General features: G+C 69.0%; 16 protein-coding genes. 12 read left to right on the forward strand and 4 right to left on the reverse strand.

The window, feature by feature from the left end:
* The first annotated feature begins 85 nt into the window (after positions 1-85).
* The 4 genes from V5F53_RS02205 (at position 86) to V5F53_RS02220 (ending at position 4,563) form a co-directional block, all read left to right on the forward strand.
* The gene (locus V5F53_RS02205; protein ID WP_393996838.1) at positions 86-763 is read left to right on the forward strand and encodes a response regulator transcription factor; all 678 of its coding nucleotides are present in this window, start codon (positions 86-88) and stop codon (positions 761-763) included.
* Positions 756-2,210, forward strand: coding sequence for a sensor histidine kinase (locus V5F53_RS02210; protein ID WP_393996839.1), 1,455 nt, complete (start codon positions 756-758; stop codon positions 2,208-2,210). Before V5F53_RS02205 ends, V5F53_RS02210 begins: the two co-directional genes overlap by 8 nt.
* A gap of 500 nt (positions 2,211-2,710) precedes the next feature.
* Positions 2,711-3,538 carry a response regulator gene (locus V5F53_RS02215; RefSeq protein WP_509212834.1) on the forward strand — a complete coding sequence of 276 codons (828 nt, stop codon included), beginning with the start codon at positions 2,711-2,713 and terminating at the stop codon, positions 3,536-3,538.
* Positions 3,539-3,732: 194 nt separating this feature from the next.
* Complete coding sequence (locus tag V5F53_RS02220; protein WP_393996841.1) at positions 3,733-4,563, forward strand: DUF1217 domain-containing protein; 831 nt, start codon at positions 3,733-3,735, stop codon at positions 4,561-4,563.
* Between the two features lie 929 nt (positions 4,564-5,492).
* Here the strand turns inward: V5F53_RS02220 and scpB are convergent.
* The gene (scpB, locus tag V5F53_RS02225; RefSeq protein WP_393996842.1) at positions 5,493-6,305 is read right to left on the reverse strand and encodes a methylmalonyl-CoA decarboxylase; all 813 of its coding nucleotides are present in this window, start codon (positions 6,303-6,305) and stop codon (positions 5,493-5,495) included.
* Positions 6,306-6,390: 85 nt separating this feature from the next.
* Positions 6,391-7,515, reverse strand: a complete 1,125-nt coding sequence (locus V5F53_RS02230; protein WP_393996843.1) for a helix-turn-helix transcriptional regulator — start codon at positions 7,513-7,515, stop codon at positions 6,391-6,393.
* Between the two features lie 583 nt (positions 7,516-8,098).
* Between V5F53_RS02230 and V5F53_RS02235 the strand changes: the two genes are divergently transcribed.
* From V5F53_RS02235 to V5F53_RS02250, 4 genes are all read left to right on the forward strand, one after another.
* Entirely contained in the window at positions 8,099-10,402 is a 2,304-nt protein-coding gene (locus V5F53_RS02235; protein ID WP_393996844.1) for a DUF3141 domain-containing protein, read from the forward strand.
* Between the two features lie 473 nt (positions 10,403-10,875).
* Positions 10,876-11,721 (forward strand): polyphosphate kinase 2 family protein, encoded by an 846-nt coding sequence (locus tag V5F53_RS02240; protein WP_393996845.1) that lies wholly within the window; start codon positions 10,876-10,878, stop codon positions 11,719-11,721.
* A 148-nt stretch (positions 11,722-11,869) separates the two neighbouring features.
* The gene (locus tag V5F53_RS02245; protein ID WP_393996846.1) at positions 11,870-13,111 is read left to right on the forward strand and encodes an ArsB/NhaD family transporter; all 1,242 of its coding nucleotides are present in this window, start codon (positions 11,870-11,872) and stop codon (positions 13,109-13,111) included.
* Between the two features lie 257 nt (positions 13,112-13,368).
* The gene (locus V5F53_RS02250) at positions 13,369-15,915 is read left to right on the forward strand and encodes a plasma-membrane proton-efflux P-type ATPase (protein ID WP_393996847.1); all 2,547 of its coding nucleotides are present in this window, start codon (positions 13,369-13,371) and stop codon (positions 15,913-15,915) included.
* A gap of 135 nt (positions 15,916-16,050) precedes the next feature.
* Here V5F53_RS02250 and V5F53_RS02255 read toward each other — a convergent pair whose 3' ends face one another.
* A complete protein-coding gene (locus tag V5F53_RS02255) occupies positions 16,051-18,255 on the reverse strand; it encodes a heavy metal translocating P-type ATPase (RefSeq protein ID WP_509213004.1) in 2,205 nt (734 codons plus the stop codon).
* 120 nt (positions 18,256-18,375) lie between these two features.
* On the opposite strand from V5F53_RS02255, the gene V5F53_RS02260 reads away from it, so the two are divergent.
* The 4 genes from V5F53_RS02260 (at position 18,376) to V5F53_RS02275 (ending at position 23,200) form a co-directional block, all read left to right on the forward strand.
* Positions 18,376-18,834 (forward strand): MerR family transcriptional regulator, encoded by a 459-nt coding sequence (locus V5F53_RS02260; protein ID WP_393996849.1) that lies wholly within the window; start codon positions 18,376-18,378, stop codon positions 18,832-18,834.
* A 165-nt stretch (positions 18,835-18,999) separates the two neighbouring features.
* The gene (chrA, locus tag V5F53_RS02265) at positions 19,000-20,217 is read left to right on the forward strand and encodes a chromate efflux transporter (RefSeq protein WP_393996850.1); all 1,218 of its coding nucleotides are present in this window, start codon (positions 19,000-19,002) and stop codon (positions 20,215-20,217) included.
* Between the two features lie 290 nt (positions 20,218-20,507).
* Positions 20,508-20,954 carry a (2Fe-2S)-binding protein gene (locus tag V5F53_RS02270; protein ID WP_393996851.1) on the forward strand — a complete coding sequence of 149 codons (447 nt, stop codon included), beginning with the start codon at positions 20,508-20,510 and terminating at the stop codon, positions 20,952-20,954.
* Positions 20,955-20,965: 11 nt separating this feature from the next.
* Complete coding sequence (locus V5F53_RS02275; protein ID WP_393996852.1) at positions 20,966-23,200, forward strand: xanthine dehydrogenase family protein molybdopterin-binding subunit; 2,235 nt, start codon at positions 20,966-20,968, stop codon at positions 23,198-23,200.
* 58 nt (positions 23,201-23,258) lie between these two features.
* On the opposite strand, the gene V5F53_RS02280 is transcribed toward V5F53_RS02275, so the two are convergent.
* On the reverse strand, positions 23,259-24,476 hold the full coding sequence (locus tag V5F53_RS02280; RefSeq protein ID WP_393996853.1) for a beta-1,3-glucanase family protein: 1,218 nt from the start codon (positions 24,474-24,476) through the stop codon (positions 23,259-23,261).
* Positions 24,477-24,882 lie beyond the last annotated feature (406 nt).

Here is a 24,882-nt window from a genome sequence, read left to right on the forward strand (position 1 = left end):
TAGAGTTATCTCCCGTGGGAATGCGCTATGACTGTTTCCATCAGCCGGGCGGATGGGCGGGAGAACCCGGCGAGGGGCACGCGTGATGGCGAAGGTGCTGCTGATCGAGGACGACCGGGAGACGGCGGAGGAGGTGCTCGGCGACCTGCGCGGGCGCGGGCACGAGGTGCATTGGGCCGCCACCGGCCCCTCCGGCCTCGACCTCGCGCGGGAGCGCGCCTGGGACATTCTCGTCACCGACCGGCTTTTGCCGGGACAGGATGGGCTGAGCGTGCTTCAGGAGCTGCGAAGCGAGGGCGTGCGCACTCCGGCGCTGGTGTTGAGCGCGCTCAGCAGCGTGGACGAGCGCATCCGTGGCTTACGGGCGGGCGGCGACGATTATCTGGTCAAGCCCTTCGCCTTCGCCGAGCTGGCGGCGCGCATCGAGGCCCTCCTGCGGCGGCCGGCGGAGCCGAAGGAGACCCTGCTGCGGGTGGGCTCGCTGGAGCTGGACCTGATCTCCGCCGCGGCCCGGCGCGGCGCGCGGGAAATCGACCTGCTGCCGCGCGAGTTCCGCCTGCTCGAATATCTGATGCGCCGTCCGGGGCAGACCATCACGCGGGCGATGCTGTTCCAGGACGTGTGGAAGTATAATTTCGTGCCCAAGTCCAACCTGGTGGACGTGCACATCGGCCGCCTGCGCCACAAGCTCGATGCGCCCGGCGAGCCGGGCCTGATCGAGAATGTCCGTGGCGTCGGCTTCGTGTTGCAGCCCGATGCGTAGGCTCCTGAAGACCACCGCCTTCCGCTGGGCCTTCGCCATCGCCGCGTGGTCCAGCCTGCTGTCGCTGGTGCTGTTCGCGTTCGTCTACTGGCAGACGGTGTCCTTCGCCCGCGAGCGGCTTGATCATCTCGTGCTGCACGAGGCGGGGTTCGCCGCGGCGGTGCCGGCCGAGGCGGCTCACCGCCTGCAGGTGTGGCTGCAGGAGGATTTGCACAGCGTGCGCTTCGCCGGCCTGTTCTCGGTCGAAGGCACGCCGCTGGCCGGCAATCTCGGCTATTTCCCGCCGGACCTGCCCACTGACGGGGCCGCGCGCCGCATCCAGATGACGGTGCAGCTTGGCGGGCAGAACATTTCCGAGGAGCTGCGGGCGGTGGCGCTGCGCCTTGATGACGGGCGGCGGATCGTGGTTTCCCATGACCTGGACGAGGTCCAGCGCGGACGGGGCGTCATGCTGCGGGCGCTGGCGCTGGCCATGGGCCCCATGCTGTTGCTCTCGGTCGTCGGCGGCGTCGGCCTCGCGGCCCAGGCGCGCCGCCGGGTGGGGAAGGTGGAAGCGGTGCTCGCCAAGCTCATGCGCGGCGACCTGCGCCACCGCCTGCCGGTGAACGGCACCGGCGACGAGTTCGACCGCCTCTCCGCCGGCGTCAACGCCCTGCTGGCGGAGATCGAGCGGCTGATGGACGAGGTGCGCGGGGTCGGCGACAGCATCGCCCACGATCTGCGCACGCCGCTCACCCGCCTGCGCGCGCGCCTGGAGCGCAGCCGCGACGGCGCGCGCAGCGTCGAGGAGTTCCAGCAGGCCATCGACCAGGCCCTGGTCTGGCTCGACCAGACCTTGTCGCTCATCACCGCTGTGCTGCGCATCGGCGAGATCGAGCACGAGCGCCGCCGGGCCGCCTTCCATTCGTTCGACCTCGTCCCGATGCTGCGCGAGGTGGCGGAGCTCTACGAGCCGACGGCCGAGGAGAAGGCGATCCGCCTCCCCCTGGACCTGACAGGCGGGGAGGCGGCGATCACCGGCGATTGCGACCTCATGTTCGAGGCCGTGGCCAACCTCGTGGACAATGCTGTGAAGTTCACGCCCGCCGGCGGGACGGTCCGCCTGGGCCTCCGCATGCGCGAGGGCGCGCCGGTGATCGTCGTGGAGGACACCGGGCCGGGCATCCCGCCGGCGGAACGCGCGGAGGTCTTCAAGCGCTTCTACCGCTCCGCGCCCGAGCGCCACAGTGATGGAAACGGGCTGGGCCTCAGCATCGTCGCCGCCATCGCCGGGCTCCATGGCTTCACCGTCTCGGTCGGGGAGGCGCCAGGCGGCGGCTGCCGCTTCGAGCTGTTCTGCCGATGCGCGCCCGCCGAGGATCGCGCCGACCACATCCGGCGGGCCCCCACGCCATCGCCGGACGGCTCGGGCGAAACGCTTCTCGGCTATCGCGCCGCGCAGCGGTGATGGCGGCGCGCGGCAGGATGGCCGGGCACGTCTCGGGATGGATGTCGCGCGTCCGCCGCTCATCGTGCGGGCCGCGAGGCTCGGGGCCGCTGGAGCCGGGCATGCCGTGATATCGCCGCCTCGATGAAATCCATCGGTTGCGCGTCCGCTCCGCGGGCTTCCGCCAAAGGCGGCGACGCCTTTGGCCCAAACCTCATTCAAACCTGGCTCGAGCCTGGCCCATCGCCGCAGGCCGGAGCCGCGATGGCTGCGGCGGACGCAGATGCGCCCGTGGCTGCGCCGGGCCGGCGGGCGAGGCCGTGGGCATGCCGCTTGGACAGTCCGCAAGGGCAGATTCGGTTCTGACGAAGGAGGTTGCGGAAGACAGCGGTGGCATGGCAAATCTAGCCCCGGCAGGGTGCGTATTGTCGATGTCGATGGACATGCCGCATGAGGCAATGTGCTGATCTAAGGTCACATGGTGCTGATCTGAGGTCGCGTGACTTGGCCGGACGTCCGGGGTGCAGCGCCAGGAGCGATGCGCCGGGCCGCCGGGGGAGAAGTGTATGGACGGCCAGACGCAGAGCGTGCCCCGTGTGCTGCTGGTGGACGATGATACCGACTTCTTGAACGAGATGCGTTACGGCCTTGATGTGCTGGGCTTTCCGGCGCTGACGGCGCATACGGCGGTGGAGGCTCTGGATCTCGTGCGGCAGAACGATGCCCTGCGGGTGGTGGTCACCGACCTGAACCTCCCACGCATCGGCGGCATCGAATTGCTGCAGAAACTGTCCTTGCGCCGGCGGCGTCATCCCCTTTCGGCCATCATTCTCACCGGGCATGCCACCATCGACCGGGTGGTCAGCGCGTTGCGCGTGCGCGCCGTCGATTTCCTGCAGAAGCCCGCCGCGCCGGAGGAGGTGGCGAACGCCATCGCCCGCGCCCTGATGCTGATGCGGGAGCCGCCCGAGCCGGCGACCACGACGATCACCGGTGCCATCGACCGGTCGGACTATCTGCGCGCCCTGGTGGCGGCGCGCGCCGACCGGGCGACGGTCTTCCAGGTCGATCTGTTTTGCGATCCCACGTGGGAGATGATGCTCGACCTGGCCATGGCCGAATCCTGCAACCGCTGGATATCGGTCACCAGCCTGTGCATTGCGTCCGGGGCTCCCACCACCACGGCGCTGCGGCGCATCGACGACCTTCGGGCCGCCGGGCTGGTCGACAAGGTGCCCGATCCGCACGACAAGCGCCGCATCGTGGTGTGTCTCACACCGCTCGGGCGGGAGCGGATGGAAGCCTTCGTTCAGCGCCAGGCGGAGCGGATGGGCCTGAGGCTCGATTGAGCCGTCGGCCACGGGTCTCGGCCCCCGGCGCGGATGGGCGCATCGCGTTCGCGCGTCGGGGGTGACGAAGGGTTCGCCTTGAAAATCCGGCAACCCTGGCTTATGTTACCATTCAATCAGGACGCTGGGGGCGCGCGTCGGATTTGCGATCTGCGCCGGGTGCCGGAGTCCGCTGCAGAGTCGAGCTTCGCGCCATGACCATTTATCTTGGATCCACGTTCGCGACCTATAATTACTACGCGAACAACAACGCCTCGGCTATGAAGGAGGCGTCTGCTGATCCACAGATCTCCAATGCGACGAAGTATTACGAGGAAAACATCGGCAAGGTAAAGTCGGTGGATGATTTCGTCAGTAATTATCGCCTCTTCAGCTACGCGATGACGGCCTACGGCCTGAGCGACATGGTCTATGCCAAGGCGATGATGACCAAGGTGCTGAACAGCGACCTGTCGGATTCTTCCAGTTTCGCCAACAAGCTGACGGACACGCGGTTCACGAATTTCGCGAAGGCCTTCAGCGAGCTGGGGTCGACGACGTCCTCCACGGACACGACCACCTCAGGGGACACGACCACCGGGGACACGACCGATACGACCAGCACGGCGGCCACCACGGCCGAGGTGGTTTCCGCTTATCTGGAGCAGTCCGTCGAGGACAGCCTGGGGCAGACCGACCAGGGCGTGCAGCTCGCATTGTATTTCAAGCGGACGGCGTCCACCGTGAGCAGCGCCTATGGGTTGCTGGCCGACAGCGCGCTGTGGAAGGTGGTGCAGACCGTATATGGCCTGCCGGCAAACCTGGGCAGCATGGAGCTTGAGACTCAGAAGTCGGTGGTCGAATCCAAGTTTGACGTCGCGGATCTGCAGGACCCGGAGAAGGTGGAAAAGCTCCTGAAGCGCTTCACCGTTCTGTGGGACGCGACCGAGAATGCCGCCTCCGATCCTATCCTCCAGTTGTTCGGCGTTGGATCGAGCAGTTCCAGCAGCTCGGGGGGCGGTGCCGAGGTGCTCACCCTGTTCTGATGGCGTTGCCCCGGGGGGCGAATACGCGGCGGCATTCAACGCGGCAAGCGCCGCTGGTCATCTGCGGCCGGCGGCGTCGTTGTTTTGAGATCATGGCGTGCCGAGGCTGGTGTCCTGGGCGGGTGCGTGCGGCGTAGCGCGGGCTGCTCTTCTGTTCCCGGTTTTTGTGTGCGCCGGATGTCTCTGGACGTGATCGGGCCGGAACAGGAGTCCATCATGGACAGCCCGCGAGCGCCCCGCTTGCGGTTGAGCTGGTGTTCACCGCCATTGGCCTCCCTCCAGGGTTTGCGTGAAGCGCGGCAGGCGCACACGATCCATCCCACATGGCGGCTTCATGACCCTTCTCTCTCGCGCGCCCTTGGCCATGCAGTTGGCCTTTGCCGTTGGCGGAGAGCGTGGCCTGGAGCGTTGAGCGCCTGTGGGTAGCGTGTGGAGCCTCACACCAGGTGAGGCGCGCTCGGGGCGGAGGCCCCCTGGTTGCAATTTCATCAACGGGGGCAATCAGTGTTTCCCGCGTGCATCGCGCCTCCGTGAGCCAGACCGGAGATGACGCCCACGCCCCCGCGGTGTCCCGACGTTCGGTCGCGCCTACGGGAAGATGACCGGTGTGCGCCGGTCGCCGTCGAGCGCATGGAGTCCGCGCGACAGGACGATCCCTTGCGGTGCCCCTGAACCTTGAGCCGGCGCTTGCGCCATGGCCTCCGCGCGGCGCGGATGGGAGCCCGCACTCCGCCCCCGTCGGGGAGAAGGAGCGAGCCGCCGCATGGAACCGGGGCGGGACGGCAACTGGGGCGGGGGGAGCGCCATGAAACCGGCGTCCGGCCGTGCTGTCGCGTGGAGGGCCTGTCGGCTCGCGGGGCAGGGCGGGCGGCGTGGCGTGCCCGGGGCGGCGGCCTGCCGGACTTCGCCGGCGCGCCCGCGGCGGGGCCTCACTCGCCGCGAAAGACCGGCGGGCGCTTCTCCAGGAAGGCGTTTATGCCTTCCTCGTAGTCGGTGCTCTCGAACACGCGCTGGCGCATGTCCTGAATCCGTTCGAACACCTGTGCCGGCACCGGCTGGTCGTCGGTGAGCACGCGCAATTGCTCCTTCACCACCGCGACAGCCAGCGGCGCCTTGGAGGCGATCAGCGTGGCGAGGGCGCGCGTATGTGCCTCGATCTCCGCCGACGGAACGAGCTGGTTGATGATGCCCCAGCGCGCCGCCGCGTCCGCCTGCAGCGGCTGGGCGGAAAAGAACATCTCCTTGATGAGGTTGACCGGCACGCGATGCAGGAAATGCAGCAGGCCGGTGGTGTTGTAGGGCAGGCTCAGGTTCGCCGGGGTAATGGCGAAGCTCGACGTCTCGTCCGCCACGACGATGTCGCAGCACAGGACCAGATCGAACGCGCCTCCCCAGACCGAGCCCTGAACCATGGCGATGACCGCGCCGGGATAGGTGCGAATCGCCCGCAGAAGCTGTTCCATCGGGTCGCGATAGGCCAAGGGGTCCTTCTGGCCGCGGGGCAGCTCGCGGATGTCGTGCCCGGCGGACCACACCTTCATGCCCGGCGCCGCGCGCACCACCACCACGCGCACCTTGCGGGCGCGAAAGGTGTCGAACGCGGCCAGCACGCCGTTCATCAGGGCATGGCTGAGGGCATTGCGCTTGGCCCGGTTTTCCAGGGTGAGGATGCCGACGCCGTCCACGATCTCGAACGCCACGAGGGGGGCTTGCGTGTCCGGTATCTGCGGGGAAACGGTCATGCCACGACTCCTGTTGGCGGCCTGCGCGCATGGCGCGGATCGGGCGTATCATTTTTCCGTTGCGTTCGGGAGACGGCGGCCTGCTTCAGGGGGCCGGCTTCGCGAACATGGCGAGCTTGGACACCAGCTCCGCCTGGCGGCCGACATCCAGTTTCTGGAAAACGCGCTTCAGCACCACCCGCGCCGTGCCCTCGGTGATGCCCAGCTGGGATGCCGCGTCCTTGAGGCTCTGGCCGGCGCCCAGCAGGGCGGCGAGGCGGGCCTCTCCAAGGGTCAGCTCGAACACGTTGCGCAGGACGCCGGGGTCGATGACGCGGTCCTGCTCCAGCGGCTGCGCCAGCACCAGCACATGGGCGTCGGGCTGGGTGATCCCCAGGTGGTTCGCCGATGCGCCGACCACGGGCAGGGTCCAGACCACCAGCGGACCGCCCCCTTGCGGATCGGAAATGGTGGTCGGCTGCGGGGCGCCGCTGGCCTGCGGATCGGCGGCGTGGGCATTCCGCACCACCGCGCTGAAGGCCTCCTGCTCGTGGCGCCGGGCCGGGACGAGCCGGCCCTCGTCATGGGTGAAGTAACGCCCCATCAGGTGTTGCGCCGGCTGGTTGACGATGACGGGCCGCTGTTGCCCGTCCAGCACGAACGCGGCGTGATCCATGGTGTCCAGCGCTGCGGCGGCCGACCCCTCCGCGGCGCTGGCGGCGGCGAACTTGGAGGAGATGCGCAAGGATTGCTCCAGATGGCGCGACACCAGCTGCAGGGTGTCCATCTCCGCGGTGGCATAGGGGCCCTTGGGCTTGGCGCGCTGCACGACGAGTCCGGTGGGCACGCCGAGATCCGCCTGGATGACCGCCGCCATCTGCCAGCCCAGGCCCACGCGTGGCAGGAATTGCGAATAGAAGGGAAGGTCCGTGGCCCTCTTGTCGCCGATGATGTCGTGGTCGCAATAGACATCCCCCACCCGGAACCCCACCTCCACCGATTGATCGAGCCACGGATTGTGCTGCCACCAGTGCTCGTCCGCGTAGATGCGCACCGCGTCCGCGAGCCCCGGGGAATGGGCGGCGATGTCCCAGCCCGTGGGCCGTTTTGCATAGACCAGCGCGCCCTCCGATCCGGACAGGGTGGCGATGCCGTCAAGCGCGGCGGGCCAGTGCTCCGGACTCAGCGTGGCCTCATAGATGCGATAGACGACGTCACTGAATTTCAGCAAGATTTTCGCTCGTCGGGTGGGGCGGGGCAAGGAAGCGCGGATGGCGCGTCAGCTAAGGGCGCCAATAGGCCGATGTCAATTCGAGCGCTTCACGCCTGCCGGCGATATCGGCAAGGCGCAAATATCCGGTTTGGGATAGGCCGCGACCTCCGCTCATCTTGGCGCGGGCGCGCGGGTGGGCGTCCGGGCCTGCCGGCAAGGCGGGCGGGAGCCGGCGCCGCGACATTCGGGGCCGGCTACGGGTTGAAGCGCGAGGGGGCATGAAACGGGGCCGCGCGCTCGGCTCGCGGGCCTGCGTGGCGCCGCGCCGGCTTATGGCGGGCGCCGTTCGCGGTTGGATGTCCGCCCCGCCGCTGCCGGCGTCCCGGGCGCGGGGAGTTTCATTTCCCGGCGCCGGGAAATGAGCCGGAAAATCGATCAGGCCGTGACTGGTCTCGAAACTTCGGCGCGCGGAGATTCCCGGGCTTGACTGGAAGGAATTGCAGCTCCTAGCTGTGTGCAGCGCGAAAGTGTACCGCATCCCCGGCGCGGCCATGTCGGTCGTCCACGGGGCGAAGGCCGGCCTGATCCGAGCGAGGTATCCATGAGCAGCGAATCCGCCACGTCAATCGCGTCTCCGCTTCTCGATCCGCGGACCTGGGGCATGCCGGTGTCGGGGTGGAGCGCGCCGGGCGCCCGTGCCGCATCCGGCGGGCCGGGGGCCGTGGCCGGCGCGGCGGGAGCGTATCTTCTGGATGTGTGGCAGCGTTCCGTCCTGTTCCTGGACCTGCTGCGCCAGCGCGGCAACGTTCAGGAAGAGATCACCTCCCGTCCTCAGGCCACGGTGCTGCGCTTCGGTCATGAGGTGCTGGTGAGCGGGCGGTCGCTGCCCCGGCCCATCAATTACGCGCTGTCGCGGATCGTGCCGCCGCCCGGCGTGGAGGTGGACCCCGGGAAGCGCCCGGTGGTGGTGGTGGATCCGCGCGCCGGACAGGGGCCGGGCATCGGCGGCTTCAAGACCGAAAGCGAGATCGGCGAGGCGCTGCGCAGCGGACATCCGGTCTATTTCATCGGCTTCGCGGCCACGCCCGAGCCCGGCCAGACCTTCCTCGACGTGGTGGAAGGGCAGGTGGCCTTCTTCGAGCGCGTCGTGGATCTGCATCCGCGCGCGCCTCGTCCCTTCGCCATCGGCAATTGCCAGGCGGGCTACCAGACCCTGATGGTGGCGATGCTGCGGCCCGACCTTTTCGGCCCCTGCATGGTAGCCGGCTCGCCCATGTCCTATTGGCAGGGCGTGCATGGCAAGAACCCGATGCGTTATTCCGGCGGCCTGCTGGGCGGCTCCTGGCTCACCGCTCTGGTCAGCGATCTCGGCGGCGGCACGTTCGACGGCACCTGGCTGATCTTGAACTTCGATGCCCTGAACCCCGCCAACTGGCTGTGGGGCAAGCAATACGAGGTCTTCGCCACGGTCGACACCGAAGGGTCGCGCTATCTCGAGTTCGAGAAATGGTGGGGCGATTTCATCACCCTCAACGGCGACGAGATCCAGTTTCTGGTGGATGAGTTCTTCATCGGCGACAAGCTGACCCGCAACGAGGTGCGCGCCACCGACGGCCGGGTTTTTGACCTGCGCAACATTTCCTCGCCGGTCATCGTCTTCACGTCGCAGGGTGACAATATTTCGCCGCCGCCGCAGACGCTGGGGTGGATCCTCGATCTCTACAAGGACGTGGACGACATCCGCGCCGAGGGGCGCACCATCGTCTATTGCATGAACCAGAAGGTCGGCCACCTTGCCATCTTCGTGTCCTCCAAGGTGGGGGCGAAGGAGGACGAGGAGCTGGTGCGCCTGATGGACCTCATCGATTGCCTGCCGCCCGGCCTCTATGAGCTGGTGATCGAGCCGGCCACCGATGCCGCCGCGCGGGCGGAAGGCCGCGCCTGGCACAGCCGTTTCGAGCTGCGCTCCCTCGACGATATCCGCGCCTATGGCCGCAACAGTGTGGAGGACGACCGCGCCTTCGCGGCGGCGCGGCGGCTGTCGGAGATCAATCATTCCCTCTACCGCACCTTCCTTCAGCCTGCCGTGCGGGCCATTTCCACCCCCCAGCTGACGCAGGCCCTGTTCGCCTGCAATCCGCTGCGGACGAGCTACACCGCCTTCGCCGACAGCAATCCGCTGATGCGGGGCGTGGCCACCCTGGCCGAGGCTGTGGCCAAGGAGCGCCGGCCGGTGGCCGACGACAACCCGTTCCTGCTGGCACAGAAGCTGTTCTCCGACCAGCTCACCGCCGGCCTGGAGGCCTACCGCGAGGCTCGCGACCAATGGGTGGAGAAGGCCTTCTTCGCCATTTACGGCGCGCCGGCGCTGCAAGGCGTCCTGGGGCTCAATATCGATGCGAAGGTCCGGCAATTGCCGGCCAACAGCCCGCAGAAGGACGCCTTCCGCGCTCGCAAGATCGCGGAGTTTCGCGCCCGGGTGGCCGAGGGCGGGTTCAACGAGGCCCTGGCCCGCGCTGCGCTTTACGTCATCTCCGCCGTCCGGGCCCTGGATGAAAGCGCGGCGATGTCGCTCAACGACGCCCGCCAGCACCTGCTGCAACTGCCTCTGGAGGCCTTCAAGGCCCTGGTGCGCGAGCAGTTCTACATTCTGCTGCTGGAACGCGAGGCGGCGGTGGACGCCATCGCCGCCCTGGTGCCGGAGGTCGCGCAGCGTCGGGAACTGGTGCAGAAGGTGGCGGCCATCGCCGCGGCGGATGGCACCTACAGCCTGGTCGAGCGCGAGCGCGTCGAGCGGCTGGCCTCGATCCTCGATGTGGCCGCGCCCCAGCCGCCATTGCCGGCGGTCGCCGCCGCCGCCGGCGCGGCCGGTGTCCGCCAGATCGCCGCCGACACCGCGGGCTGACGGCATGCGGGCGTGGCGATCCGTCGCCGGGCCCACCCGGTTGCCGGCGGTGGCCGCACGCCGATGGCGGAGGGGGATGCGCTCCGGCCGGCGGGCCCGCCGCCATCCCATCCCGGTTTCCCGCCTTGAGGTTCTTCAATGCCGGCCATCGCAAATCAGGGGGCGCATCTCGCCCCGGAGCGGCCGTCTGATCGACCGGCCACTGGACCCGGGTGCCGTCGGGGGATGATGCCGGAGATCACCGATTCCATCGGGCACGCGGCGCCGGCGGTGGATGTCACGCACCCGCCGCCGACGCCTGGGTTGGTCCCGGTCCGCAGTGGCGGTGGAGACCCGGGCCATCGCAAGGCGTGGTCCGGTGAAAGCTCCTAAGATGTCCGGGAAACATGATCCGGTGGGCGTTCCGCCTGCCGGGAGGGGAAAAGGTCACCCTCCCGGGCGGGGCGGTGGCCGGATGAGGAGAGGAGAGCGGGATGGGCCTGCGCAAGAAGCTCATTGTGGAGCCAGGGACCCGGGTGCGGCTGAAGGACGTGGATGCCGCCTACCACGGCGATTACGCGTCCGCCGAGCATGCCAAGGAGGATCTGGCCAAGAACGTGGCGCGCCTCGCCGAGCTGCAGCAGAAGCTGTATGGCGAGAAGAAGCACGCGCTGCTGGTGGTGCTGCAGGGCATTGACGCCGCCGGCAAGGACGGCACCTGCTGGCATGTCCTGGCGGCGATGAATCCGCAGGGCACGTCCGTCACCGGCTTCAAGCAGCCCACGGCGGAAGAGCGCCTGCACGACTTCCTGTGGCGGGTGCATCCGCACACGCCGGGATTGGGCCAGGTGGCGGTCTTCAATCGCTCGCATTACGAGGACGTGCTGGTGGTGCGCGTGCACGAGCTGGTGCCGAAGGCGGTGTGGTCGCAGCGTTACGACCTCATCAACGATTTCGAGCGGCTGCTCACCCAATCCGGCGTGACCATCCTGAAGTTCTTTCTCTACATCACCCCGGAAGAGCAGCTGGAGCGGTTCCGCCAGCGTCTCGACGATCCGGCCCGGCAATGGAAGATCAGCGAGGCCGACTATACGGAACGGGCCCTGTGGGACAAATATGTCGAGGCCTATGAGGACATGCTGGAGAAATGCTCCACCCAGCATGCGCCCTGGTACGTCATTCCGGCAAACCACAAGTGGTTTCGCAATCTCGCCGTGTCGCGCATCATCGAGGCGACCCTCGACGAGATGAACCTGAAGCTGCCCGCCCCCACCGTGGACCTGGCCAAGATCCGCAGGGACTATCACCACGCCGCCCAGGCCGAGCCCAAGGGCGCTTGAGCCCCGCTCCGCCTGCCTGGCTGCGGTCCGGGGCCCCGCGCCGGCGCTGCCCGGCGTTTTCGCAATTCGGCGAATCGTGAAAATGTCAGGGCAATGTCGGCGCGGCGCGGGTTGCTGTCCGGCGATGGCTCCAGCACCGGCGGGCTTCATGGACGTTACCCTCCTCATCTTCCTGCTGGTCTATGTGGCCATGGGCTTTGGCAAGCTGCCGGGGTTCAAGGTGGACCGCACCGGGGCCGCCATCGTCGGCGCCCTGGCGATGATGGTGGTGGGCTCCATCAGCGCCAAGGCGGCGTGGGATTCCATCGACTACAGCAGCGTCGGCATGCTGTTCGGGCTGATGGTGGTGTCGGCCGCCTTCGTGGTGTCGGGCTTCTATGGCTGGACCGCGCAGAAGGTGGCGATGCTGCCGGTGAGCGCGCCGGTGCTGCTGGCGGTGCTGGTCGCCGTCGGCGGACTGCTCTCGGCGCTGCTCACCAATGACGTGGTGGTGGTGGCCATGACCCCGCTGCTGGTGTCGGTGACATTGGCGCGCGGGCTCAATCCGGTGCCGTTCCTGCTGGCGTTCTGCTTTGCCGCCAATACCGGCTCTTCCGGGACCTTGATCGGCAGTCCCCAGAACATGATCGCGGCGCAGCAGCTGGGATTGTCGTTCAACGGCTTCCTGGGGGTCGCAGGCGTGCCGGCGCTGGTGTCGCTGCCGCTGGTGTGGGGCATCGTCGCGATGATGTACCGGGGCCGCTGGTCGCTGCCGCAGGCGGCGGGCGAGCATCCGGTGTTCGCACAGACACAGGTTCCGCGGCTCGACAGGACCGAGACGATCAAGGCTGCCGTCGTCACCGTGCTGGTGGTGCTCGCCTTCGTGCTCAGCGACTGGCCGCGCGATCTCATCGCCATGGGGGCCGCCGGCGTGCTGCTGATCAACCGCCAGATCGCCTCCAGCGACGTGATGAAGAATGTGGATGGCAATCTGCTGCTGCTCATCATGGGTCTTTTCGTGGTCAACGCGGCGATGGCGGCCACCGGACTGCCCCAGTCGTTGCTCAACGATCTGCGCGCCACCGGCCTGAACCTCAACGATCCTTTGGCCCTGTTCCTGGTCAGCGGCGTGCTCTCCAATGTGGTGGGCAACAATCCCGCGGTGATGCTGCTGGTGCCGTTCCTGGCGCCGGGGAGCGAAGCCGACGCGCTCGGCGCGGCGCTCGCGCTCGGCACGGGCTTTTCCAGCAATCTCATCGTGTTCGGCAGCCTTGCCGGCATCATCGTGGTGGAACAGGCGGCGGCCTGCGGCATCAAGATCTCGTTCGGCGAATTCGCGCGCGCCGGGGTGCCGGTGGCGGTGGCGTGCATGCTGCTTGCGGCCGCGTGGATCGTGCTGATCGGCCATTGAGGGCGGGGGCCTCCCGGTGCGTCCGGCGCTGGCGCGGCGGGGGCGGTGCCCGACGGGCTCAGCGGTGGCGGCGGGGGCGCGAGGCTCGGATTTTTAGCGTCCGGGACGGGGAGTTTGCTGGAAGTCAAATCAACCGTCACGTGTGGCGGTCATCATGGCGTGCGCTCGGGCGGCGGGGGCCGGCCCGAATTCCGGGGGATGACATGTCTCAGACAGCCGCCGTTTCGGGTGCAGACGCACCCCCACATGCAGAGCCGGTGAGCCGCGCGACGAGCGGCAGCCCGACGCGCCTGGATGCCGCCGGCATCGCCGCAAAGTTCACCGAGCTCGGCAGTGCACCGCAGGGCCTGAGCGCGGCTGAGGTGAGCGCCCGGCAGACGAAGTATGGCCCCAACGCCATCGCCGCCCAGGAGGAGAGCCGCTGGAAGAAGCTGCTCGGCTATTTCTGGGGTCCCATTCCGTGGATGATCGAGGCGGCGGCTCTGCTGTCGCTGGTGCGGCTCGACTGGGCGGATTTCAGCGTGGTCATGGGCCTGCTGATCTACAACGCCATCGTCGGCTTCTGGCAGGACAGCAAGGCGGCGAGCGCGCTGGCCGCCCTCAAGAAAGGGCTGGCGCTGAAGGCGCGGGTGCTGCGCGACGGCCAATGGGCGACGGTGGACACCGCCGACCTGGTGCCGGGCGACGTGGTCAGCGTGTCGGGCGGCGATACCCTGCCGGCGGACCTCATCCTGACCGAGGGCAAGTATCTCTCCGTGGACCAGGCGGCGCTGACGGGCGAATCCCTGCCGGTGTCGAAGGCCGTGGGCGATAGCGGTTATTCCGGCTCCATCGTGCGCCAGGGCGCCATGACCGGTCTCGTCACCGCCACCGGCAACAGCACCTTCTTCGGCCGCACCGCCAAGCTGGTGGCCTCGGCCGGCGCCAAGTCGCACGCCGAGAAGGCGGTGCTGCAGATGGGCGACTTCCTCATCATCCTGTCGGCGGCGCTGGCCGTGCTGCTGGTCGTCGCTCAGGTGCACCGCGACATCGTCGCCGACGGCCATTGGGAATGGCAGCACGCCGGCGCCATCGTGCAACTGGTGCTGGTGCTTCTGGTGGCCTCCGTGCCGGTGGCGACGCCGGCGGTGATGTCGGTGACCATGGCGCTGGGGGCGCTGGCGCTGTCGAAGCAGCAGGCCATCGTCTCGCGTCTCTCCGCCATCGAGGAACTGGCGGGCGTGGATGTGCTGTGCTCGGACAAGACCGGCACCCTCACCCTGAACAAGCTGACCCTTCAGGCCCCCATTCCCTGGGGCGATGCCAGCCCGGACGAGCTGATCCTCGGCGCCGCCCTGGCGTCGCAGAAGCAGAGCGACGATGCCATCGACAAGGCGGTGCTGGCGGCGGTCACGGACGCGCAGGCGCTCGGGGCCTATACGCCGGTGGATTTCACCCCGTTCGATCCGGTGAACAAGAAGACCGCGGCCACCGTCAAGGGCCCCGACGGCAAGATCGTGCACTATGCCAAGGGCGCGCCGCAGGTGATCGCCGCTTTGGCCGGCCTGTCGCCGGACACGGCGGCCGAATACTTCGCCACGGTGGCGAGGCTCGCCCAGAGCGGCACCCGGGCGCTCGGCATCGCCCGCTCTGCCGACGGCACGCATTGGACCCTGCTCGGCCTGCTGCCCATGCTGGACCCGCCCCGGTCCGATGCCGCGGAAACCATCGCCCGCGCCAAGGAACTGGGCGTGACGGTGAAGATGGTGACCGGCGACGACGTGGCCATCGGCAGCGAGATTTCCCGCCAGCTTGGCCTCGGCGACCACCTCCTGGTGGCCAGCGAGGTGTTTGGCGAGGACTCGAACCCGGAGCATATCGCCGTGGACGCCGCCCGCGCGGTGGAGGTGGCGGACGGCTTCGGCCGGGTGTTCCCGGAGCACAAGTTCCAGATCGTCAAGGCGCTGCAGGAGCGCGGCCATATCGTCGCCATGACCGGCGACGGTGTGAACGACGCCCCGGCGCTCAAGCAGGCCGATTGCGGCGTGGCGGTCAGCGGCGCCACCGACGCGGCGCGCAGCGCGGCGGCCCTGATCCTCACCGCTCCGGGCCTGTCCACCATCATCCATGCCATCATGGAGGCGCGCGCGATCTTCGAGCGCATCACCAGCTACATCTATTACCGCATCGCCATGACGCTCAACATCATGCTGGTGGTGGTGCTGACCTATCTGACCTACAATTTCATGCCCCTCACCGCGATCATGATCGTGTTCCAGGCGCTGCTGGACGACATCCCGATCATGACCATCGCCTATGACAACGTGAAGGTGCAGGACAAGCCGGTGCGCTGGAACATGCACCGCATCATCTCCTTCTCCACCATCATGGGCATCATGGCGCTGGTGCAGAGCTTCGGCATCGTCATGCTCGGCATGTTCTGGATGAAGAGCCCGGAGCTGACCGCCATCCTGCCCATGGACCTGCCGCATGTGCAGACCATGCTGTTCCTGCAACTGGCGGCGGGCGGCCACCTGCTGTTCTTCGTCTCGCGGGTGCAGGGCACGCTGTTCAAGCCGCCCTATCCCAGCCTGCCGGTGCTGGGGGCGATCTTCGGCACCCAGGTGTTCGCCATCTTCATGTGCGCGTTCGGCTGGTTCATGCCGGCTCTGCCCTGGCTGCTGATCGGCGTGGTGTGGGCCTATTGCCTGGCGTGGACGCTCATCATGGACGCGGTGAAGCTGCTCTACTTCAAGGTGGTCAACGCCCGCGACAGCAAGGCCTCCCTCATCGACGCCTCCATCGGCCCGGTGATGCCGGGCTGAGCGGCCGGCGCCGGCCAGGGGCTACGGCTCCCTTTCTGCAGGAAGGCCGGCGGGTGCACCCCGCCGGCTTTCGTTTTTCCGGCGCCCGCCGCCGTTCGGTTGCGGCGGCTCGCACCGCGCGGCGGCGGCGTCCGCTCACTCCGGCCGGAAGGCGAGAAGCCGCAGGGCGTTCATGGTCACGAGGACGGTGGCGCCGGTGTCCGCCAGGATGGCCGGCCACAGGCCGGTGATGCCGGCCACGGTGGTGACCAGGAACACCGCCTTCAGCCCGAGGGCGATGGCGAGGTTCTGATGGATGTTGCCCATGGTCCGGCGCGAGAGGGCGATCATGGCGGGAATGTCCTTCACCCGGCCATGCAGGGCCGCCGCGTCGGCGGTTTCCAGCGCCACGTCGGTGCCGCCGCCCATGGCGATGCCGATGTCCGCCGTCGCCAGCGCCGGGGCATCGTTGATGCCGTCGCCCACCTTGGCAACCACGGCGCCGGTGGCCTTGAGCTCGGCGACGATGCGCTGCTTGTCGGCCGGCAGCAGCTCCGCCCGCACGGCGATGTCGAGCCGTCGGCCGATGGCCTCGGCTGTGCGGCGGTTGTCGCCGGTCAGCATCACGGTGGCGATGCCGGCGCTCTTCAGGCTTGCGAGGGCGCTGGCGGCATCCGGGCGGGGCTCGTCGCGCAGGGCGATGAGACCGGCCAGCGTGCCATCCACCACCAGCAGGGACACGGTCTTGCCGTCGTCGTTGAGAGCGGCGATGCGGCCGGTCACGTCGGCGCCCACAGGAGCCAGCTCGGCCGCGGCCTTGGGTGCGCCGAGGAACACCGCGCGTCCGTCCACCTGCGCCGTCACGCCCTTGCCACCCAGGGCCTTCGCCTCCTCCGCCGCCGGCACGGCAATGCCGTCGGCTGCCGCCTGCTCCAGAATGGCGCGGGCCAGGGGATGGCTGGAGCCGGTCTCCAGGGCGGCGGCGAGCCGCAGCACCTCGGCGGCGGGCAGGGCGAGGGGGAGGAGATCGGTGACCTTGGGCTTGCCTTCGGTGAGGGTGCCGGTCTTGTCGAAGCACACGGTGGTCACCTTGCGAACGGTTTCCAGCACCGCGCCGCCCTTCAGCAGCAGCCCGCGCCGCGCCCCCGCGGCGAGGCCGGAGGCGATGGCCGCCGGGGTGGAGATGACGAGCGCGCACGGGCAGCCGATGAGCAGGATGGCCAGGCCCTTGTAGATCCACTCGTCCCAGGGCCCGCCGAAGGCGAGGGGCGGCACCAGCGCCACCAGCGCGCCAGCCACCAGCACGGCGGGAGTGTAATAGCGCGAGAAGCGGTCGATGAAGCGCTCGGTGGGAGCCTTCTTCTCCTGCGCCTCCTCCACCAGCTTCACCACGCGGGCGATGGTGTTGTCGGCGGCGGCAGCCGTCACCTCGACCCGCAGGGCGGCGTCGCCGTTCACGGTGCCGGCGAACACGGCGGCCTCCACGCCCTTGCGCACGGGCGTGCTCTCGCCGGTCACCGGTGCCTCGTCGATGGCGCTTTCGCCGGCGACGATGCGGCCGTCGGCGGGAATGCGGTCGCCGGGGCGCACCAGGATGATGTCGCCGATGGCGAGGCTGTCGGCGCTCACCTCACGGGTGGTGCCGTCGCGCTCCACCCAGGCGGTCTTGGGCACCAGGTCGGTGAGCGAAGCGATGGAGGCGCGGGCCCGTCCGGCTGCGACCCCTTCCAGCAGTTCGCCCACGAGGAACAGGAACACCACCGCCGCCGCCTCTTCGGCCGCGCCGATGATGACGGCGCCCACCGCGGCGACGGTCATCAGCGTCTCGATGGTGAACGGCATGCCATTGGTGGCGGCGGCGAACGCGCGGCGGGCGATAGGCACGAGGCCCACCAGCATGGCGAGCACGAACAGCGGCGTGTCGAAGCGCGGCGCCAGCAGGCCGGCGCCGAAAGCGGCGGCCAGGGCAACGCCGCTGGCCAGGGTCAGGCGCGCCTTGGTCGAGCGCCACCACGGGCCCTCGATCGCCTCATGCTGGTGGCCATGCCCACCGGCGGGCGCGGGGGCATGGTCGTGCCCCGAGTGGTCGTGCCCCGAGTGGTCGTGCGCGGCGTGGTCGTGCCTGGCATGGCCATGCTCTGCAGGGTCATGCCCGTGTGCGGCTGGGGCGGCCTCGCGCGCGGCGAGCGGGGACAGGGTGTAGCCGAGCGTGCCGAGACGCTGTTCCAGCGTATCGAGATCGGCTTCCGGCGCATGGTGGAGGGTCACGGTGCCAGCGGTGACCGAGACGGAAACCTCGGAGATTCCGGCGACGCGCCGCGCGGCGCCCTCGATCTTGGTGGCGCAGGAGGCGCAGTCCATGCCGGTGACACGATACCGACTCTGCACGATGGGAGCGTTCACGTCGGGCCCCTTTCCTTGAAGTCGCGGGCACCCTACATCCTCTAGCGACTAGAGGAGCAAGGGGCGGGAGAGCGGAAAATGAGCGCGGGCGTGTCCATCGGCGCGGCGGCGAAGGCGAGCGGAGTGAAGGTGCCCACCATCCGCTTCTACGAGCAGATCGGCCTCATGCCGCCGCTGGTGCGCACCGAGGGCAATCGCCGCCTGTACGGGCCGGCGGACCTGCGGCGGCTCGCCTTCATCCGCCACGCGCGGGAACTCGGCTTCGAGATCGAGGCCATCCGCGCGCTGCTGGCGCTGCAGGACCATCCCGAGCAATCCTGCGCCGGGGCGGACGCCATGGCCCATGCCCGGCTGGAGGAGGTGCGCCGGCGCATCGCCAGCCTCAGGGCCCTGGAGGCGGAATTGGAGCGCATGGTGGGCGAGTGCAGCCATGGCCGTGTGGCTGAATGCCGGGTCATCGAGGTGCTCGCGGATCATTGCGAGTGCCGCTTCCATGCCCATGAGGAGGGCCGCGCCGGCACCGCTGGCGAGGCCTGAGCCGCACACGCACCGGTCCTGATCCCGGCCTCGCGCGGGTTCGCCCGATCATTGACGACTCCTATGATTATCGAATATCGATATTGATATGCGATATATCGCCATGTCCGGCAGGCGGGCATGCCGCGCCGCCGTGCTGTCGGCCGGTCATCCGGGGGCAGGTCCATGGGTTGCGACGCCGTCGAACACGCCGTCCCCACGGGTGCCGGATCGCCGGCCGAGGTGTTCCGGGCCTTTCTGAAGCTTGGGCTCACCTCATTCGGCGGTCCTGTCGCCCACATCGGCTATTTTCGGGACGAGCTGGTGCTGAAGCGGCGCTGGCTGGACGATGCCGGCTTCGCCGATCTCGTGGCGCTGTGCCAGTTCCTGCCCGGCCCGGCGTCCAGCCAGCTTGGGTTCGCCCTTGGCATCCTGCGCGGTGGCGGCCTGCTCGGCGGGCTTGCCGCCTGGTGCGCCTTCACGCTGCCGTCGGCCCTGGCGCTGGTCGCCTTCGCCCTGGGGGCGGCGGCTCTGAGCGGGCCCTGGATGGCAGGCGCCCTGCATGGGCTCAAGCTGGTTGCGGTTGCGGTGGTGGCCCAGGCGGTGTGGGGCATGGCGCGCACTCTCGCGCCCGATGGCCCGCGCGCGGCCCTGGCGCTGGTGGGCGTGCTGATGGTGGTGTTCGTCGGCGGCGCGGTGGGGCAGCTCGGCGCCCTGGCGGTCGGGGCCGTGGCGGGCCTGAGATTGTGTCGCGGCGCGGCCGGCGCGCGCGCTGGCGCGTTCGCCTTTCCCCTGTCGCGCCGGCGTGGCGCGGCCCTGCTCGTGCTGTTCGCGCTGCTGCTGACGGTGCCGCCGCTGCTGGCGGGCGGGGCGCAGGGGGTGGCGCTGTTCGAGGCGTTTTATCGATCCGGCGCCCTGGTGTTCGGTGGCGGCCACGTGGTGCTGCCGCTGCTGCAAGCGGCGGTGGTGGAGCCGGGATGGGTGAGCAACCAGGCTTTCCTCGCCGGCTACGGCCTCGCCCAGGCGGTGCCGGGGCCCCTGTTCACCTTCGCGGCCTATCTCGGCGCGGTGATGGGGCCGGCCCCGACCGGCCTCGCCGGCGCGGCCATCGCCCTTGTGGCGGTGTTCCTGCCCGGCCTGCTGCTGGTGGCGGGCATGTTGCCGTTCTGGAACGGGTTGCGGGCGCGCGCTTCCGCCCAGGCCGCCATGCGGGGGGCGAACGCGGCGGTGGTCGGCATTCTGGGGGCGGCGCTCTACGATCCGGTGTGGACGGGAGCGGTGCTCGGCCCGGCCGACTTCGCCCTCGCTGTGGCCGGCTTCCTCCTGCTCACCCGCTGGCGGGCGCCGCCGGTGCTGGTGGTGGCGTTGCTCACTCTCGCCGGCCTCATCGGCGTGCACGTGTAAGCGCCGCCCGTTTCTCATATGGAGGGGGACGGGCGAACACGGCCCATGTCCGGCGCGAATCGGCGCCGGCGCGCGTCGGAGGGGCGAGACTACGGGCTCTCCTATTAAGGAGGTGCCAAAATACCAATGTTCCGCCTGTGGGCGCGCCCCGGTGATCGACCTCTCCAATTCGTGACCGGCGCCCCGGCCCGCCGTTGCGGCGATGTCCGAATTCTCCGCGTTTACGACCTTAGGCGCAGTGCCATCCGGCGACTAAGCTTCTCCGGAACATTTCCAAGCTGGACATAGCCATGAGCACCATCCGCGTGAACGGACGCCCGCATGACGTGACGGTGGAGCCTGACACGCCCCTGCTGTGGGTGCTGCGCGACACGCTGGGGTTGACCGGAACCAAATATGGCTGCGGCGTCGCCCAGTGCGGGGCCTGCACGGTCATCATCGATGGTGCGGCCGCGCGCTCCTGCCAGGTGAGCGTGGACAGCCTCGCCGGTGCCGACATCCGCACCATCGAGGCGGTGGAGGAGGATGAGGTGGGGCGCAGGGTGGTGGAGGCCTGGACCCGGGTGCAGGTGCCGCAATGCGGCTATTGCCAGTCCGGCCAGGTGATGGCGGCCACCGCCCTGCTTGCCAGGACCCCCCATCCCACCGACGCCGAGATCGCCGACGCCATGACCAACCTGTGCCGCTGCGGCACCTACAACCGCATCGCCGAGGCGATCCGCCAGGTGGCGGGCTGAGGGAGGCCATCATGAACGCTCTCGTCAAGCTCACGCCCGCCACCACTCTGCCACTGATGCGGGAACAGGGCGTCTCCAACCTGTCGCGCCGGCGCTTTCTCGGCATCGGCGCCGGGGCCCTGGTGCTCGGCGCGGTGCTTCCGACGGCGGTGCGCGCCGCCGTGCCGGTGGCCGACGCCGTGAAGCCGGGCACGCGGGTTCCCGCATTCCTGGTGGTGACGCCGGACAACCGCTTCACCCTGCTCAGCCCGTTCGTGGAAGGCGGGCAGGGCATCAGCACCGGGCTTGCTCAGATCCTGGGGGAGGAGCTGGACGTGGCTCCGGCCCGCTTCACGGTGGAATGCGCGCCGCCGGGGCCGGACTATGCCCTCGTCGATGGCCTGCGCCTTACTGGCGGCAGCTTCTCCACCCGGTCAAGCTATGCGGCCCTGCGCCGGCTGGGCGCCACGGCGCGCGACATGTTCATCCGCGCCGCCGCGACCCGGTTCAAGCTGGCGCCCGAGGCCATCGCCACCGATGACGCGACGCTCGTGCTGCCGGACGGGCGTCGCATTCCCTATGGTGAGGTCGCCGCCGAGGCGCTTGCCCTGGCGCCGGCGGATGACGTGAAGCTGCGCGATCCAAGCACCTTCCGCTATATCCGCCAGCCGGTGCCGCGCCTTGATGCCCGTGCCAAATCCACCGGCCGGGCGGTCTATGCCATCGACCAGAAGCTGGAAGGCATGCTGTACGCGGCGGTGGTGCATGCCGATCACCTGGGCACCGAGCCGGTGTCCATCGCCAATGAGGACGCGGTTGCCGCCATGCCCGGCGTGCATTCGGTGCATTGGCTGCCTGGCGCGGTGGCGGTCGCGGCCGACAGCTGGTTCCGCGCCCGCAAGGCGGTGGAGGCGCTGAAGGTCACCTGGTCCAGGCCCGTCGCCACCGGCCTGGATGCCATGGCGGCGGACTATTCCTCCGCGGGCCTTCTGGCGGCGCTCAAGGCGTCCGAGGCGAAGGGGCTGGTGGCCGAGCAGCAGGGCGATGTGGCCCGCGCCTTCGCCCATGCGGCCAAGGTGATCGAGGCGGAGTATGACGCGCCCTACCTTGCCCATGCCCAGCTGGAGCCCCCATCCTCCATGGCGCGCTTCAACGGCGACGGCACGCTGGAGCTGTGGGTGCCGAACCAGATGCCGGACCTGTTTGTATCGCTGGCGGCGCGGGCGGCGGCCCTGCCGCCGGACAAGGTGATCCTGCATTCGCCGCAGCTCGGCGGCTTCTTCGGTCGCCATTTCGCCTACGGCACCGCCAACCCGTTCCCGCAGGCCATCATCCTGGCCAAGGCCACCGGCCGGCCGGTGAAGGTGCTGTGGTCGCGGGAGGAGGAGTTCAAGATGGACGCGCTGCGCCCGCTGAGCTTCAGCCGCTTCCGGGCTGCCCTGGACGCCGCCGGCCAGCCGGTGGCGATCGAGGTGCGCACCGTGGGCGAGGGGCCGCTCGGGCGCTATTTCGGATTGCCGGACGGGAAGGTGGACGATTCCGCCGTGGAGGGCATCATCAAGAAGCCCTATGCCATCGCCAACCGGTCCGTGGCCTTCGTGAAGCGCGCCCACCCGGCGCCGCTCGCCTTCTGGCGCTCGGTCGGGCACTCCATGAACGACTATTTCTACGAGAGCTTCTTCGACGAGATGGCCGATGCCGGCGGGCAGGACCCGTTCGCCCTGCGCCGCGCGCTGTTGCAGCACGATCCGCGCCGCCTGAAGCTGCTGGACACCGTGGCCGACCTCTCCGGTGGGTGGCGGCGCGGGCCCTATGCGGCCGAAGGCGGGCGGCGGGCGCGCGGCGTCGCCATGGCCTCGCCGTTCGGCTCCGAGACCGCCACCATCGCCGAGGTGTCGGTGGAGGGCGGCGCGGTGAAGGTCCATAATGTGTGGGTGGCGTTCGATCCGGGCAGCATCGTCAACCCGGCCATCGTCACCTCGCAGGTGGAATCGGCGGTGGCGCTGGGCCTGTCCTCCACCCTGGTGGAGGAACTGGCCTATGCGAGCGGGGTGCGCCAGTCGCACAATTTCGATGACTATCCCATCCTCACCCGCGCCGACATGCCGGCGGTGCATGTGGCGATCGTGGAGAGCGGCGCGCCCATGGGCGGGGTCGGCGAGCCGGGATTGCCCGGCGTGCCGCCGGCGGTGGTGAATGCGGTGGCGGCCCTCACCGGCCGGCATATTCGCAGCCTGCCGCTGGCCAAGGCGCGCTTCGGCGCCTGACACTGGCGGTCACGCAGGCGAAGCAGGCGGGGGCCGGCAGGCCGGCTCCCGCCGCCGATCACAGCGGGCCGAGCGTCAGCACCAGCGACTTCGGCGCATGCACGCCGATGTAGCTGCTCTGCTCGCAGGTGTCGTCATAGCCGAAGGCGTAGGCCTTGCCGCCGATGGCCAAAGCGTGCAGGGCGCTGGCATAGATGTTCACCGGCTCGCTCTTGTAGAACTGGGCCTTGCGGCAGGCGTTCAGGTCGTCGCTCGTCAGCAGGGTCGTGCGCATGTAGGCGCCCTGCAACAGCGCCCCGATGGCGCGTCCCCGCCGTTCCAGGACCGGGTCGGTGGGGAGCGGCGAGGGCACGAAATTGCCGATGTAGGCGTTGAAGGAATCCGGCCGCGGGAAACGGAAGGTGCCCTTGGTCTTCGGATCGGTGAACACCAGGTCGCGGCCCACGGCGCGGCCGGTGAAGGTCACGCCCTCGGAGGTGCCACGCAAGGTCTTTGTGGCATATTGGATATAGGCTTGGTTGATGTAGGATTGGAGCTGGCCGCGCGGGAACCAGCCCATCTCCATGCCGTGATAGGGGGCGATCACGCGGATCGGTTTGCCGGCGGCATCGCGCATCACCAGACGGCTCCACGGGGCACCGGCCTTCAGCAGGGCGGAGAAATAGTCCCGCCGCATGCTGGTGTTGGGATTGACGGCGAAGCCGACGCTCTTGGTCACTGGGGTCTTCAGGTCGCTGTCGAGGCCGGCGAGGTCGATGCGCATGGCCATGCCGACCATGTCCACCTGGGTCAGGTTGCCGCCGAGGGAGGACAGCCCGTCCTTGACCCAGGTGAATTCCGCCCAGTCGAAGATGGTGTTGAAGTTCGGATCGTTCGGCACCCATCCGGCCGGCGCGCCGGGCACGCCATCGGGGCTGGTGTTCACCAGCAGCGGCTTGTCGAGCGAGACATAGATGCGCATGCCCACCAGCTGCGGCAATTGCAGGTCCATTTTGGTGGCCTTGCCGATGTTCAGCGCGAACGCGCGCGGGGTGGGCGAATAGGTGGAGCGTGCCACGTTCCCCTTGGCGTCGGTGACTGTGTACCAGTTTCCATTCACCATTCCGGTGATGGAGACATAGACGTTCTTGCCCGATGCCGTGTTGTTCTTGATGGTGAGCGGCAGGGTTTCGAGCCCGAGATTGTTGGCGGCGAGCGCGGGGGGCGCCAGCAGTGCGGCGGCGGCAAGAAGAGCACCGCCGAGGCGGGTGCGAAGACGCGACAGGCGCGTGCTCATGGTTGTCTCCGTGGATCGTGGAATGATTGCGGCTGGCGATCCGGCCGGGCCGATGCCGGCGATGGTCTTGGCCGTCAGCGGACGGGTTCCGATGCGGGGGCGCCTCGGGCTGGCCAGGGCGGGGAGCGCCCCTGGGCTCCCGGGGTGGTGCATGAGGCCTGGATTGTCTGGCCCTTTTCCGATGAAGCCGTCATGGGACTGATGTTTCCGTGTCCGCCGCAGATGTGAGGCGTGGAGTGCGCCACCTCGTCACGCTGGACTCTGTAGCTGTTCCCGAGCGGTCCTGCATCGGGTCGGACGCGGCCGGCGCCTGTTCTGGCGAACACTTGTGCGTGTAATGACGATGGCCCGGTTCGATTCATCGCCGGCGCCGCCACTTGCGGTGCCGCCATGCCGCCGGCGTTCC

This window comes from Xanthobacter cornucopiae, from assembly GCF_043195065.2.
Lineage (GTDB): Bacteria > Pseudomonadota > Alphaproteobacteria > Rhizobiales > Xanthobacteraceae > Xanthobacter.